This is a genomic window from Elioraea sp. (assembly GCF_051860475.1).
In the GTDB taxonomy this organism is placed as follows: Bacteria; Pseudomonadota; Alphaproteobacteria; order Acetobacterales; family Acetobacteraceae; genus Elioraea.
The window spans coordinates 1-596 of record NZ_JBHYDW010000313.1 but is presented as its reverse complement, the minus strand read 5'-3'; the positions used below and the strand labels follow the sequence as shown (position 1 = coordinate 596).

Genomic DNA, 596 nt, shown 5'->3' with positions numbered 1-596 from the left:
CGATACGATCGACGCGATGGGCATGCGCCCGCATGTGATCCGGCTCTGGCACCGCCGTTTCTCCGAGGGCCTGCCGCTGCAATCGACTGCCGCGGACCGCTCCTCCTTCCTGCTCGGCATGACCAAGGCGATCCGGATGTTCCTGCAGATCCTGATCCTGTTCGCCGGCGCGCTCCTCGTGCTGCAGGACCAGATCACCGGCGGCGCCATGATCGCGGCATCGATCATCATGGGCCGCGCGCTCGCCCCGGTGGAGCAGATGATCGGATCGTGGAAGACGACGGTCACGGCGCGCCAGGCCTATGCACGGATCAACGCGCATCTGTCCCAGGCCCCGCTCCGGTCGCTGACCAAGTCGGCGCTGCCGGACGCGAGGGGCGCGGTCAGCTTCGACCGGGTGTTCTACGCGCTGCCCGGCCAAGCCTTCCCGTTCATCCGCAACGTCTCGCTCGAGGTGAAGCCGGGCGAGACGCTGGCCGTCATCGGCCCGTCTGCCGCGGGCAAGACCACGCTGATCCGCCTGTTGCTCGGGCTGATCCGTCCGACCGGCGGCGCGGTCTTGATCGACGACCTCGATGTATGGCAATGGCCGCGCG

1 protein-coding gene is annotated in these 596 nt (G+C 68.3%); it reads left to right on the top strand.

The features are described 5' to 3' along the window. Positions 1-16 precede the first annotated feature (16 nt). Positions 17-596 (top strand): ATP-binding cassette domain-containing protein (locus ACTIFU_RS23955; RefSeq protein ID WP_439580824.1); only part of this gene is annotated, 580 nt, incomplete at its 3' end.